This is a genomic window from Streptomyces sp. NPDC053069 (genome assembly GCF_044546895.1).
GTDB lineage: Bacteria > Actinomycetota > Actinomycetes > Streptomycetales > Streptomycetaceae > Streptomyces.
The window spans coordinates 40,423-53,627 of record NZ_JBITZN010000010.1; the positions used below are offsets into that span (position 1 = coordinate 40,423).

Here is a 13,205-nt window from a genome sequence, read left to right on the forward strand (position 1 = left end):
CGAGAGGTACGCGTGCAATCGAGGCTTGAGGCCGAGCACCTGTTCAAGGTGTTCGGCAGACGACCGGACGACGCGGTGGCACGCCTGCAGCAGGGCGCCGACCGGAAGGAACTGCGCGCCGACGGCACCACCGCCGCCGTGATCGACGCCTCGTTCCGCGTCGAGGCCGGCGAGATCTTCGTCGTCATGGGCCTGTCGGGCTCCGGCAAGTCCACCCTGCTGCGCATGCTCAACGGCCTGCTGGAGCCGACCGCGGGCAGCGTCCGCTTCGACGGCCAGGACCTGACCGCGCTCACCGCCCGCGAACTGCGCGAACTGCGCTCCAGGAAGATCAGCATGGTCTTCCAGCACTTCGCGCTGTTCCCGCACCGCAGCGTCCGCGACAACGCCGCCTACGGCCTGGAAGTGCAGGGCGTGCCCCGCGCCGAGCGCGAACGCCGCGCCGACGAGGCGCTCGCCCTGTGCGGCCTGGCCGGCTGGGAGAAGTCCTGGCCCGACGAGCTGTCCGGCGGCATGCAGCAGCGCGTCGGCCTCGCCCGTGCCCTCGCCACCGACGCCGACCTGCTCCTCATGGACGAGTCCTTCAGCGCCCTGGACCCGCTGATCCGCCGGGACATGCAGGACCAGCTGCTGGAGCTGCAGAAGACCCTGAAGAAGACCATCGTCTTCATCACCCACGACCTCAACGAGGCCATGCGGCTCGGCGACCGCGTCGCCGTCATGCGCGACGGCCGCATCGTGCAGACCGGTACCGCCGAGGACATCCTGCTGCGCCCCGCGAACGACTACGTCGCCTCCTTCATCCAGGACGTCGACCGCTCCCGCGTGCTGACGGCGGGCGCCCTCATGGACACCTCGGTCACGGCCGACGCGCCGCTGTGCGGCTGCGAGACCGCGACCCGCGAGACACCGTTCGCGCAGTTGTGCGCGATCAGCGCCCGGCTGTCCCACCGTGTCTCCGTGGTGGACGAGGCCAACAGGGTCATCGGTGTCGTGCCCAGGCAGCGGCTGGTCGCTCTCCTCGGCGACGAGACGGCCGACCCCGCCCCCTGCGACAACCCGGACGGGAAGGTGATCAGCCGTGCCTAGGATCCACCTCGGCGACTGGGTCGACTCCGGCGTCAAGTGGCTGCTCGACCACCTCTCCTGGCTCTTCGACGCCATCAAGGCGGTCATGGAGAGCATGTACAACGGCATCGACGCCGTGCTCGGCGCGCCCCAGCCGCTGCTGATGGCCGGCATCCTCGCGGTGCTCGCCTGGTGGCTGCGCGGCCTCACCGCCGGTGTCCTCGCCTTCGCCGGATTCGCGCTGGTCGACTCGCTCGCCCTGTGGGACGAGGCCATGTCCACGCTCTCGCTGGTCCTCGTGGCCACCGTGATCGCGCTGGTGATCTCCGTTCCGCTGGGCATCTGGGCGGCCCGCTCCAGGACGGTCAGCGCGACCGTACGGCCCGTTCTGGACCTGCTGCAGACCATGCCGTCGATGGTTCTGCTGATCCCGGCCATGCTGTTCTTCGGCCTCGGCACCGCCCCCGGCGTCGTCGCCACCCTGATCTTCGCGCTCGCCCCCGGCGTCCGCATGACCGAGCTGGGCATCCGCCAGGTCGACGCCGAACTGGTGGAAGCCGCCGAGGCGTTCGGCACCACCCCGCGCAGCATCCTCTGGCGCGTCCAGCTGCCGCTCGCCCTGCCGACGATCATGGCCGGCGTCAACCAGGTGATCATGCTCGGCCTGTCCATGGTCGTCATCGCCGGCATGGTCGGCACCGGCGGCCTCGGCGGTGCCGTCAACGAGGCCATCGGCCAACTCGACATCGGCTACGGCTTCGAGGCCGGCGTCGGCATCGTCGTGCTCGCCATCTACCTCGACCGGGTCACCGGCGCGCTCGGCACCCAGCTCTCACCCCTCGGCCGCAGGGCCGCCGCGAAGGCCCGCACGCGCGCGTGGTCGTACCGCCCGCGTCCGGCCGTCGCGGTCGTCGGGATGGTCGTGCTCGCCCTGGTCGCGGGCGGGATGACCGTCTTCGGCCCGTCCGCCGGCACCTCCGAGGCCTCCGGACCGGACGTCGGCAAGGGCAAGGAGATCAAGATCGGCTACATCCCCTGGGACGAGGGCATCGCCTCCACCTTCCTCTGGAAGGAGATCCTGGAGGAACGCGGCTTCAAGGTCACCACCACCCAGTACACGGCCGGCCCCCTCTACACCGGCCTCGCCACCGGCCAGCTCGACTTCCAGACCGACTCCTGGCTGCCCACGACCCACGCCGAGTACTGGAAGAAGTACGGCAAGCAGCTCGACGACCTCGGCAAGTGGTACGGCCCCACCTCCCTGGAGCTGTCCGTCCCGTCCTATGTCAAGGACGTGAACTCCCTGGCGGACCTCAAGGACCATGCCTCCGAGTTCGGCGGGAAGATCGTCGGCATCGAGCCCAGCGCGGGCATGATGGGCCTGCTCAAGAGCAAGGTCCTCAAGGAGTACGGCCTTCAGGGCAGCTACGACGTGATCGACGGCTCCACGTCGGCCATGCTCTCCGAGCTGAGGCGCGCCTACACCAGGAACCAGCCGGTCGTCGTCACCCTCTGGTCCCCGCACTGGGCCTACAGCGACTACGACCTGAAGAAGCTCCAGGACCCCCGGGGTGCCTGGGGCAAGGGCGACGGCGTGCACACCCTGGCCCGCAAGGGCTTCACCGGCGACAATCCGCAGGTCGGCCGCTGGCTGAAGGACTTCTCCATGACCGAGGAGCAGCTCACCGGCCTGGAGTCGCAGATCCAGAAGGCCGGCAAGGGCCAGGAGCAGGACGCCGTCCGCGACTGGCTGCGCAAGCACCCCGGCCTGGTGGACAAGTGGGCCCCGGTCGCCAAGAAGGACCCCCACAGTCAGGCGGCCGGGTGACCTGACCGGCCCGGACCGCCCCCCGAGGGGCGGGCGCCGCCGTACGCCACAGTGCGTCCGGTGCGCCCGCCCCTCGCGGCGTTCGCGGTGTACGGCAAGAATCCGGCCAATCACTGTACGTGATGGCCGTTGGCCCGTGCAGAGTCGCTCGGCCCAGCTGGTCGGCATATTCACCCCCTGTGGGTACTCGGTCCCAAGGGATCCCGGAGCCCCGTCACCGTGGCGCGAACCGTGAGGGTGAGCGCTTCGCGGCATGTCGGGGATGTGACAGGGTCGTGAAACGGTTTGCCGAACATGCGTAGGGTGCAGAGAAGTCATCAGAGAGGGTCCGCCCCGACCCGGGCCCCCGGACAGCGGCACGACGAGCGAGGGAGGGAGCCGGAGCGATGGGCGACCACAAAGAGCAGCCCGTGCGGGTGGGCGCGGCCGTCCGGCGGCGCCGTCGGACCCTGGAACTGACCCTCGCCGTCGTGGCCGAGCGCACCGGTCTGTCGGTGCCGTTCCTCAGCCAGGTCGAGAACGACCGGGCCCGCCCCAGCCGCACCTCACTGGAGAAGCTGGCCGACGCCCTGCGCACCACGGCCGTCGAACTCCTCGCCGCCGCCGACCCGGCGGCCAGTGTGGACGTCGTCCGCGCCGACCCGGCCGACCCGGACGACTTCGAGCCCCGCACCCGCTCCCTGGTGCGCGGCCACCATCAGCTGCACGCCTCCGAGTTCACCGGCGACCACGACGCCGGCCGCGAGTTCCAGCACCGCAACGACGAGCTGATGTATGTCGCCGACGGCGCGGTGGAGATAGAGGCCGAGGGGCGCGCGTATCGCCTCGGCCGCGGCGACACGTTGTACCTGACCGGCGGGGTACGGCACCGATGGCGGGCGACGGTGCCGGACACGCGGGTGATCGTGGTGGCGGTGGCGGAACATATCGAGGCCGTCCAGGACAGGTCTCGCTGAGAGTCCAGCGGGAGGCGATGAGCGGCGTGACCGGTTCCCTCGCGGGGGGTCGCACAGTGCGCGTCGTCTCCCTGGTCCCCTCACTCACCGAGGCCGTGGCGGTGACGCTGCCCAAGGCCCTCGTCGGTGCCACCGACTGGTGCAGCCATCCGGGAGACCTGGACGTCGCCCGGATCGGCGGGACCAAGAACCCCGAGCTCGACCGCATCCTGGACCTCGCCCCCGACCTGGTCGTCGCCAACGAGGAGGAGAACCGCGCCCCCGACCTGGACGCGCTGCGCGCCGCAGGGTGTGCCGTGCTGGTCACCGAGGTGCGGAGCGTGTCGCAGGCCTTCGCCGAGCTGGAACGGGTGCTCACCGCGTGCGGCGCACCGGGACGCCCGCGCTGGCTGGCGGAGGCGGAGGCGGCCTGGGCCCGCCTGCCGCAGCCTCAGGCCCGTGCCACGGCCGTCGTACCGATCTGGCGCCGGCCCTGGATGGTCCTGGGCCGGGACACCTTCGCGGGTGACGTCCTGACCCGGCTCGGCGTCGACCACCTGTACACCGGCCACCCCGAGCGCTACCCCCGGGTGCCGCCGGCGGAGCTGCGTGCGGCGGCCCCGGACCTGGTGGTCCTGCCCGACGAGCCCTACCGCTTCACCGCCGACGACGGCCCGGAGGCCTTTCCCGGACTGCCCTGCGCTCTGGTCAGCGGGCGGCACCTGACCTGGTACGGCCCGTCCCTGGCCGAGGCGCCGCGGGTGCTGGCCGAGGCGCTGCGAGCAGCTCGCCGCTGAGCAGGCCGCGCACGGTGCCGGTGGCGGCCGCCGACCAGGCGACCGCGAGCACGGCGTACAGCCCGAGGGCCAGCCCGTCGTAGACCGCGAGACCGGTGTGCCGGGCGAGCACCGCGGCGCCGGTGACACATGTACCCACCGGGAAGGTGAACGCCCACCAGGTCATCGCGAACCCCATGCCGTGCCGGCGGGCCCGCACCACATGCACGGTCGCCAGCGCCAGCCACAGCAGCGCGAACCCCATGACCGGCACCCCGTACAGCACGGCGAAGACGCCGAGGCCACGGTCGTACGGCGCCGGTACGACCCCGGGAGCCGCGTCCGCGATCCGGCCGGCCGCGGTGGTGGACTGCCCGAGCGGACCCAGGACCAGGAACAGGGTCGGGGTGAGCACGAGCGGCAGCGGGCCGGAGGTGACCAGCCGGGCGAAGACCAGCGGCAGCATCAGCAGCGTCGCGCACAGGCTCAGCCCGAACAGCCCGAAGCAGCCCAGCAGCAGGGTCTCGCGGGGCTGGCCCGACGGCAGATGCGGTACCAGCAGCGGGCCGAGCGCGGCCGACACCATGGGCGCGACCAGCGGCAACAGCCACACCGGGGTCGCCTGCGCGGGCCGGACGCGATGCCGTACGCCCATCAGGTACGGCACGGCCACGGCAGCGGCGAGCCCGACCGCGGTACCGGCGGTGAACAGCACGGTGTCCAGGGCGACGGCCGTGCCGGTGCCGAGCAGGTCCCGCCCGGCCGTCAGGGCGCCGCCGCCCACCGACAGCAGGGCCATGGACAGGCAGCCGTAGAAGGGCGCCGCGGCCGGATCGAGGAGATGGGCACGGGCCTGGTCGCGGTGGTGGGCCCAGTGCAGGGCCCGGGCCGCCAGCAGGGCCGTGAGCATGATCAGGGACAGTGCCCAGGCACCCTCGAAGAGATCGCGCCACCCTGGCCCGCGCACGGGCAACGCGACGCCGGCCGAGCCGAGGATGGCGGTGCCCATGACGGAGGCGTACCAGTTGGGGCCGAGATGGCGGACCCGGGCGACGCGCTGGGCGGAGGTGAGGGACAGGGGCTCGGTTACGGTGACCACACCTCAACGGTCGCGCCGCCACTCGCCCCTGACCAGGAGGTTCCCGCCTATGGGGGCATAAGCTGGGCTTATGAGTGAGGTGCAGGGGGAGCGGGAGCGCATGGAATCACTGGCCCACCGGGTGCCCGACCTGGCCGCACTGGAGCTGCTGCTGGCGGTGGCGAGGCTGGGCAGCCTCGGGGCGGCGGCGCGTGAGGTGGGCATCACCCAGCCCGCCGCCAGCAGCCGGATCCGCTCCATGGAACGGCAGCTGGGCGTGGCCCTGGTCGACCGCTCGCCGCGCGGCTCCCGGCTCACGGACGCCGGCGCGCTGGTGACGGACTGGGCCCGGCGGGTCGTGGAGGCGGCGGCGGCCTTCGACGCGGGTGCGCGGGCGCTGCGCGACCGGCGGGACTCACGTCTCAGGGTCGCGGCGAGCATGACCATCGCCGAGTACCTGCTGCCCGGCTGGCTTCTCGCGCTGCACGCCGAACGGCCCGACACGGCGGTGTCCCTGCTCGCCGGCAACTCGGCGAAGGTCGCGGAACTACTGCTGTCCGGCGACGCGGACCTCGGCTTCGTGGAGGGGCTGACGGTACCGACCGGCCTGGACTCCGCCGTCATCGCCCACGACCGGCTGATCGTCGTCACGGCCCCCGGCCATCCGTGGGCGCGCCGCCGGCGTCCCCTGACACCGGAGGAGCTGGCGGCCACGCCCCTGATCCTGCGTGAGCGCGGCTCCGGCACCCGCCAGGTCCTGGACGCGGCGCTCGGTGGCCTGGCCCGCCCCCTGATCGAGCTGTCCTCCACCACGGCCGTCAAGGCATCGGCGGTCAGCGGCGCGGGACCCTCGGTCCTCAGTGAGCTGGCGGTGGGGGAGGAGCTGTCGATGCGGCGCCTGGTCAGCATCCCGGTGGAGGGCGTCTCCCTGCGCCGGGAACTGCGAGCGGTCTGGCCGACGGGGCACCGGCCGACGGGACCGGCACGGGAGTTGCTGTCGCTGACCCGGGGTTAGGGTGTCGTTTGGACCATCCCGGCATCGGCACCCCCTAGGCGCCTTCACCTGGCCGACGCCGGCCATGACGTCCGACCCCCACGCGCCGAAAACCCTTGGCCAAGCCGCGCAGCGGACCGGCACCATGCTGCCCATGACTCATATTGCCCCGCCCGCCGCAGGCGTCCGCGCCCCCTGGGAAGACCTCCCCGCCGCGGTGCGTGACGCCGTGGGCGAGGTGCTCGGCGCGCCGGTCGTACGGTCGCAGACACAGCGCGGCGGTTTCTCGCCCGGCGTGGCCGCACGGGTGCGCACCGCGGCGGGCGGCACCGGCTTCGTCAAGGCGGTGAGCGCCGAGGCCAATCCGCACAGCCCCCACCTGCACCGCCGCGAGGCACGCACCGCCGCCGCGCTCCCCGCCGCCGTACCCGCGCCGCGGCTGCTCGGGACGTACGACGACGGCACCTGGGTGGCCCTGGTCTTCGAGGAGGTGGCGGGGCGTCAGCCGCACGTGCCCTGGCGGCCGGACGAGTTGCGCCGGGTGCTCGACGCCGTGACCGTGCTGGGCCGTACCGGTACGCCGTGCCCCATCGACGTCCCGCCCGTCGCCGAGAGCCTGGCCGAGGACTTCAGCGGCTGGCGCCGGCTCCTCGACGGCGAGGCCGGTGACGTACGCGACCGGCTCGGTGCCCGGGTCGCCGACCATCTGCCCGAACTCGCCGCGCTGGAGGCCCACTGGGCCGAGGGCGCCTCGGGGGACACGCTGGCCCATGGCGACCTGCGCGCGGACAACGTGCTGCTCACGGCCGACGGGGGCGTGGCCTTCGTGGACTGGCCGCACGCCCTGCGCGCCGCGCCCTGGTTCGACCTGCTCGTCATGCTGCCGTGCGTGCGGGCGCAGGGCGGCCCCGACCCGGAGGAGGTCTTCACCGCGCACCCGCTGGGCCGGGACGCCGACCGGGACGCCGTGACCGCCGCGCTGGCCGCCCTCACGGGCTACTTCCTGCGCAGCTCCCTGAACCCGCCGCCCCCGGGCCTGCCCACCCTGCGCCCCTTCCAGCGGGCCCAGGGCGAGGCGGCCCTGGAGTGGCTCAGGAAACGGCTCTGACGACGTCGCGCACCACGGCCCTCCGGGCCGCGCCGCCCGAGGCGCGATGCGTCGCGGTCACAGAGGCGGAAGCCGACGTTACTGCGACCCGCCCAGGGGCGCGAGGAACTGCGTGACCGGCCACGACGTGCCCGCAGTCGGCAGACGGCCGCGTGACCGGCCACGACGTGCCCGCAGCCGGCAGACGGCCGCGTGACCGGCCACGACGTGTCCGCAGCCGGCAGACGGCCGCGCGACCGGCCACGACGTGCCCGCAGCCGGCAGACGGTCGCAAGATCGACCGCGCCCGGCCGTTCGGCCGTGTTCAGCCCGCGGCAGCGACCAGCGCCCGCATCACCCGCAGGTCCTCGCCCATCTCCGGATGCCACTGCACGCCGAGCACCCAGCCCCGGTCCGCCGGCAGCTCGACCGCCTCCACCGTGCCGTCCGCCGCGTGGGCCGACGGCACCAGTCCCGTGCCGAGCCGGTCCACGGCCTGGTGGTGGTAGGTGGGGACGGTCGTCTCCTCCGGGACGATCCCGGCGTACAGGCTGCCCGGCACCGGCTTCACCGGGTGGCCGCCGAACACGCCGACCACCTCCGCATGCCCCTCCAGGTGCTGCACCAGCGTCCCGCCGAGCGCCACGTTCAGCAGCTGCATGCCCCGGCAGATGCCCAGCAGCGGCGTCCCCGCGGCCAAGGCGGCCCCGATCAGGGCGAGTTCCCAGGTGTCGCGGGCCGGGGCGGGCGGCCCGGTGCGGGGGTCGCGCTCGGCGCCGTACCGGGACGGGTCCACGTCCGGGCCGCCCGCGATCACCAGCCCGTCGAGCCGGGCCACCGTCGCCGCCGCCTGCTCGGGCGCGTCCGGCGGCAGCAGTGCGGCCAGCCCGCCCGCCCGCTGCACCAGCCGCGGGTAGGCGGCGGGCAGCAGGGCCGCCTCCAGTTCCCACACGCCCCAGCGGGCACCGGTCTCCAGATATGTGCTCACACCGATCAACGGCCGTCCGGTCACGCCGCCCTCCCAGTCTTCCAAAGGTGTCCGCCGATACCTTTGCAGAGCGGGGTCATGTCAGGAAGCCCCGCAGCAGTGCCGCCGTGCCCGCACAGTGCTCGCGCATCATCTCCCGTGCGCCGTCCGCGTCCGCGTCCAGCACCGCCTCCACGATGGCGGTGTGCTGCCGCTGCGAGTGCTCCAGGTTGCGCACCAGCAGCGGGATGCAGTCGAGCAGGTCGTTGACGGTGGCCCGGACCGCCGCGTACTGCGCGGTCAGGGAGGGGGAGCCGCACAGCTCGGCCAGCGTCAGGTGCAGCAGGGTGTCCGCCCGGCGGTAGTCGGCCAGCGGAGCCTCGTGCGTGCGGTCCAGTGCCTCGCGCAGCCGGTCCGCCTGCTCCCGCGTCAGTCCGTGCGCCGCGCACAGCCCGGCCGCCCCCACCTCCAGGACCTCGCGGAACCGCAGGACGTCCTCGATGTCGACCTCGGTGATCCGGCGGCGCAGCTCGTCCTCGCCGCCGGCGTCCGTGCGCGGCAGCACGAACGTTCCGCCGTAGCGCCCGCGCCGTGCCTCCACCAGCCCCTGGTCCTGGAGCACCTTCAGCACCTCGCGCAGTGTCACCCGGCTGATCCCGAGCCGCTCCGCCAGCTCCCGCTCGGCCGGCAGCCGTTCCCCGCCCGGCACCAGGCCGAGCCGCACGACCTGGAGGATCTGCTCCAACGCCTCCTCGAAGCCGTTGCCCGCCCGCACCGGCCGCAGCACCGGAGCGAGCCGGTCACCCAGCCCGTCGGTACCGATGTCCTGCGACATCCGCCGTACCCCCTTCCCAAGCAATGGTTCTTGGCAATACCTTATGGCTCCCGGCCCGGCCGAAAAAGCGCGAAGGCGCCGAAGGAGGCTCTCCCGTGGCAGACCGCACACCCCCGCTCAGCGTCGAGGAACTGCACGCCCTCGTCGCGAGCGGTGAGATCGACACTGTCGTCCTGGCCTTCCCCGATATGCAAGGGCGCCTCCAGGGCAAGCGGTTCGCCGCCCGCTTCTTCCTCGACGAGGTCCTGCACCACGGCACCGAGGGCTGCAACTACCTCCTCGCCGTCGACACCGAGATGAACACCGTCGACGGCTACGCGATGTCCTCCTGGGACCGCGGCTACGGCGACTTCGCCATGCACCCCGACCTCGCCACCCTGCGCCGCATCCCCTGGCACCCCGGCACCGCCCTGCTCGTTGCCGACCTCGCCTGGAACGACGGCTCCCCGGTCGTCGCGGCGCCCCGCCAGATCCTGCGCCGCCAGCTGGAGCGGCTCGCCGAACTCGGCTACACCGCCCAGGTCGGCACCGAGCTGGAGTTCATCGTCTTCAAGGACACCTACGAGGCGGCCTGGGACGCGGGCTACCGGGGCCTCACCCCGGCCAACCAGTACAACATCGACTACTCCGTCCTCGGCACCGGCCGCATCGAACCCCTGCTGCGCCGGCTGCGCAACGACATGGCCGGCGCCGGCCTCACCGTCGAGTCCGCCAAGGGCGAGTGCAACCCCGGCCAGCACGAGATCGCCTTCCGCTACGACGAGGCACTCGTCACCTGCGACCAGCACGCGCTGTACAAGACAGGCGCCAAGGAGATCGCCGCCCAGGAGGGCGTCTCGATCACCTTCATGGCCAAGTACAACGAGCGCGAGGGCAACTCCTGCCACATCCACCTCTCCCTCGCCGACGCCGACGGCACCAACGCCATGGCCGACGGGGACGACATGTCCGACGTCATGCGGCACTTCCTCGCCGGACAGCTCGCAGCCCTGCGCGACTTCTCCCTCCTCTACGCGCCGAACATCAACTCCTACAAGCGGTTCCAGCCGGGCTCCTTCGCCCCCACCGCCGTCGCCTGGGGCCACGACAACCGCACCTGCGCGCTGCGCGTGGTCGGCCACGGCCGCTCCCTGCGCTTCGAGAACCGCCTCCCCGGCGGCGACGTCAACCCGTACCTCGCCGTCGCCGGTCTGGTCGCGGCGGGCCTGTACGGCATCGAGCAGAAGCTCGAACTCCCCGAACCCTGCCCCGGCAACGCCTACACCGCGGACTTCGAGCATGTGCCGACCACACTGCGCGAGGCCGCCGAACTCTGGGAGAACAGCCCCATCGCCAAGGCCGCCTTCGGCGACGAGGTCGTGGCCCACTACCGCAACATGGCGCGCGTCGAACTGGACGCCTTCGACGCCGCGGTCACCGACTGGGAGCTGCGCCGCTCCTTCGAACGCCTGTGAAAGGTCAACCGTTGACTGACCCGCACGAGCTCGTCGTACTCAACCCCGCCACCGAAGAGGTCGTCGCCACCGTCCCCGCCGCGAGCGAGGAGGACGTGGCCGCCGCCGTCGTACGGGCCGCGCGCGCCCAGACCGGGTGGGCCGCCCTCGCCCCGGCCGACCGGGCCCGGCTGCTGCGCCGCTTCGCCGACACCGTCGACGCCCACGTCGAAGAGCTGGCCCAGCTGGAGGTCCGCGAGGCCGGCCACACCCTCGGCAACGCCCGCTGGGAGGCCGGCAACGTCCGCGACCTGCTGCTGTACGCGGCCGGCGGCGCCGAGCGCCTCCTCGGCCGGCAGATCCCGGTGCCCGGCGGCTGGAACATCACCTTCCAGGAGCCCCTCGGTGTCGTCGGCGTCATCGCCCCCTGGAACTTCCCGATGCCGATCGCCGCCTGGGGCTCCTTCCCGGCGCTCGCGGCCGGCAACGCGGTCGTCCTCAAACCCGCCGAGACCACCCCGCTCACCGCGCTCCGCCTCGCCGAACTCGCCCTTCGGGCCGGCCTGCCCGAGCATGTCTTCCAGGTGCTGCCCGGCTACGGCCACACCGCCGGACGCGCGCTCGTGGACCACCCGGACGTCGCCAAGATCGTGTTCACCGGCTCCACCCGCACCGGCCGCGAGGTCATGGAGCGCTGCGCCCGCCTCGTCAAGCCGGTCACCCTCGAACTCGGCGGCAAGAGCCCCAACATCGTCTTCGCCGACGCCGACCTGAAGACCGCCCTCGACCCCTTCTCCTTCCTGGACAACTCCGGCCAGGACTGCTGCGCCCGCACCCGCATCCTCGTCCAGGAGACGGTGCTGGAGGAGGCCCGGGACTTCCTCGCCGACGCCCTCGCCTCCGTCGTCGTGGGCGACCCGGCGGACGAGAAGACGCAGATGGGTCCGCTGATCTCCGGGCAGCAGCTGGAGCGGGTACGGTCCTACGTCCCCGACGACGCTCCGGCCCTGCGCGGCAGCGCCCCCGACGGCCCCGGCTTCTGGTTCCCGCCGACGGTCCTGACCGGGGAGCGGCCCGACGGCCGGGCGGCCCGCGAGGAGATCTTCGGCCCCGTCGCCGTCCTGCTCCCCTTCACCGACGAGGAGGACGCGATCCGCCTCGCCAACGACACCCCCTACGGCCTCTCCGGCTCCCTGTGGACCCGGGACCTCGGCCGAGCCCTGCGCGTCTCCCAGGCCGTCCGCGCGGGCAACCTGTCCGTCAACTCCCACTCCAGCGTCCGCTACTGGACCCCGTTCGGCGGCTTCAAGCAGTCCGGCCTCGGCCGCGAACTCGGCCCCGACGCCCTGACCGCCTTCACCGAGACCAAGAACGTCTTCATCAGCAACGTCTCCCCCAGCACGGAGGGCCCCGCACAGTGACCGACAACAGTGTTTGCCGCCGCCTGGTCGGCCGTACCGCCGTCGTGACCGGAGCCGGCAGCGGCATCGGCCTCGCCACCGCCCGCAGGCTCGCCTCCGAAGGCGCCCACGTCGTCTGCGCGGACGTCGACGAAGCCCGCGGCAAGGCCGTCGCCGACGAGGTCGGCGGACTCTTCGTGAAGGTCGACGTCACCGACCCCGAGCAGGTCGAGGCGCTGTTCAGGACGGCGTACGACACCTACGGCAGCGTCGACGTCGCCTTCAACAACGCCGGCATCTCCCCGCCCGACGACGACTCCATCCTGGAGACCGGCCTGGAGGCCTGGAAGCGGGTCCAGGAGGTCAACCTCACCTCCGTCTACCTGTGCTGCAAGGCCGCCATCCCCTACATGCGCCGCCAGGGCAAGGGGTCCATCATCAACACCGCGTCCTTCGTGGCCCGGATGGGCGCGGCGACCTCACAGATCTCGTACACCGCCTCCAAGGGCGGCGTACTGGCCATGTCCCGCGAGCTGGGTGTGCAGTTCGCCCGGGAGGGCATCCGGGTCAACGCCCTGTGCCCGGGCCCGGTCAACACCCCTTTGCTGCAGGAGCTGTTCGCGAAGGACCCGGAGCGGGCGGCGCGCCGGCTCGTGCACATCCCGGTCGGGCGGTTCGCCGAGGCCGAGGAGATCGCCGCCGCCGTCGCCTTCCTGGCCAGCGACGACTCCTCCTTCGTCAACGCCACCGACTTCCTGGTGGACGGCGGAATCGCGGGAGCGTACGTCACACCCCTGTAGGACG

General features: G+C 72.7%; 12 protein-coding genes. 9 read left to right on the forward strand and 3 right to left on the reverse strand.

The window, feature by feature from the left end; genetic code table 11:
* Positions 1 to 12 precede the first annotated feature (12 nt).
* The 4 genes from ACIGXP_RS23400 to ACIGXP_RS23415 all read left to right on the forward strand — a co-directional run bounded on the left by ACIGXP_RS23400 (position 13) and on the right by ACIGXP_RS23415 (position 4,628).
* Entirely contained in the window at positions 13 to 1,089 is a 1,077-nt protein-coding gene (locus ACIGXP_RS23400) for a glycine betaine/L-proline ABC transporter ATP-binding protein (RefSeq protein ID WP_363216685.1), read from the forward strand.
* Positions 1,082 to 2,896: an ABC transporter permease/substrate binding protein gene (locus ACIGXP_RS23405; RefSeq protein WP_399771144.1), complete on the forward strand. Its 1,815-nt coding sequence runs from the start codon at positions 1,082 to 1,084 to the stop codon at positions 2,894 to 2,896. Before ACIGXP_RS23400 ends, ACIGXP_RS23405 begins: the two co-directional genes overlap by 8 nt.
* A gap of 386 nt (positions 2,897 to 3,282) precedes the next feature.
* Positions 3,283 to 3,852 carry an XRE family transcriptional regulator gene (locus ACIGXP_RS23410; protein ID WP_363216687.1) on the forward strand — a complete coding sequence of 190 codons (570 nt, stop codon included), beginning with the start codon at positions 3,283 to 3,285 and terminating at the stop codon, positions 3,850 to 3,852.
* Between the two features lie 17 nt (positions 3,853 to 3,869).
* Positions 3,870 to 4,628 (forward strand): helical backbone metal receptor, encoded by a 759-nt coding sequence (locus ACIGXP_RS23415; RefSeq protein WP_399771146.1) that lies wholly within the window; start codon positions 3,870 to 3,872, stop codon positions 4,626 to 4,628.
* On the opposite strand, the gene ACIGXP_RS23420 is transcribed toward ACIGXP_RS23415, so the two are convergent.
* Positions 4,540 to 5,706 carry a TDT family transporter gene (locus tag ACIGXP_RS23420; protein WP_399771148.1) on the reverse strand — a complete coding sequence of 389 codons (1,167 nt, stop codon included), beginning with the start codon at positions 5,704 to 5,706 and terminating at the stop codon, positions 4,540 to 4,542. The genes ACIGXP_RS23415 and ACIGXP_RS23420 overlap by 89 nt on opposite strands.
* A 70-nt stretch (positions 5,707 to 5,776) precedes the next feature.
* On the opposite strand from ACIGXP_RS23420, the gene ACIGXP_RS23425 reads away from it, so the two are divergent.
* Both ACIGXP_RS23425 and ACIGXP_RS23430 read left to right on the forward strand, forming a co-directional pair.
* Complete coding sequence (locus ACIGXP_RS23425) at positions 5,777 to 6,700, forward strand: LysR family transcriptional regulator (RefSeq protein ID WP_399771150.1); 924 nt, start codon at positions 5,777 to 5,779, stop codon at positions 6,698 to 6,700.
* Between the two features lie 133 nt (positions 6,701 to 6,833).
* The gene (locus ACIGXP_RS23430) at positions 6,834 to 7,787 is read left to right on the forward strand and encodes an aminoglycoside phosphotransferase family protein (RefSeq protein ID WP_399771152.1); all 954 of its coding nucleotides are present in this window, start codon (positions 6,834 to 6,836) and stop codon (positions 7,785 to 7,787) included.
* 304 nt (positions 7,788 to 8,091) lie between these two features.
* Here ACIGXP_RS23430 and ACIGXP_RS23435 read toward each other — a convergent pair whose 3' ends face one another.
* Together ACIGXP_RS23435 and ACIGXP_RS23440 are read right to left on the reverse strand one after the other, a co-directional pair.
* Positions 8,092 to 8,778 (reverse strand): gamma-glutamyl-gamma-aminobutyrate hydrolase family protein, encoded by a 687-nt coding sequence (locus ACIGXP_RS23435; RefSeq protein ID WP_399771154.1) that lies wholly within the window; start codon positions 8,776 to 8,778, stop codon positions 8,092 to 8,094.
* A 52-nt stretch (positions 8,779 to 8,830) separates the two neighbouring features.
* Positions 8,831 to 9,568: a FadR/GntR family transcriptional regulator gene (locus ACIGXP_RS23440; protein ID WP_399771156.1), complete on the reverse strand. Its 738-nt coding sequence runs from the start codon at positions 9,566 to 9,568 to the stop codon at positions 8,831 to 8,833.
* Between the two features lie 95 nt (positions 9,569 to 9,663).
* Here ACIGXP_RS23440 and ACIGXP_RS23445 point away from each other — a divergent pair, with 95 nt between their 5' ends.
* The 3 genes from ACIGXP_RS23445 to ACIGXP_RS23455 are packed head-to-tail and all read left to right on the forward strand — an operon-like array spanning position 9,664 to position 13,201.
* Positions 9,664 to 11,022, forward strand: coding sequence for a glutamine synthetase family protein (locus tag ACIGXP_RS23445; RefSeq protein WP_399771158.1), 1,359 nt, complete (start codon positions 9,664 to 9,666; stop codon positions 11,020 to 11,022).
* 11 nt (positions 11,023 to 11,033) lie between these two features.
* Positions 11,034 to 12,422 (forward strand): aldehyde dehydrogenase family protein, encoded by a 1,389-nt coding sequence (locus tag ACIGXP_RS23450; RefSeq protein ID WP_399771161.1) that lies wholly within the window; start codon positions 11,034 to 11,036, stop codon positions 12,420 to 12,422.
* The gene (locus tag ACIGXP_RS23455; RefSeq protein WP_351206556.1) at positions 12,419 to 13,201 is read left to right on the forward strand and encodes a 3-oxoacyl-ACP reductase; all 783 of its coding nucleotides are present in this window, start codon (positions 12,419 to 12,421) and stop codon (positions 13,199 to 13,201) included. The genes ACIGXP_RS23450 and ACIGXP_RS23455 overlap by 4 nt, the downstream gene beginning before the upstream one ends.
* The last annotated feature ends 4 nt before the right edge of the window (positions 13,202 to 13,205 follow it).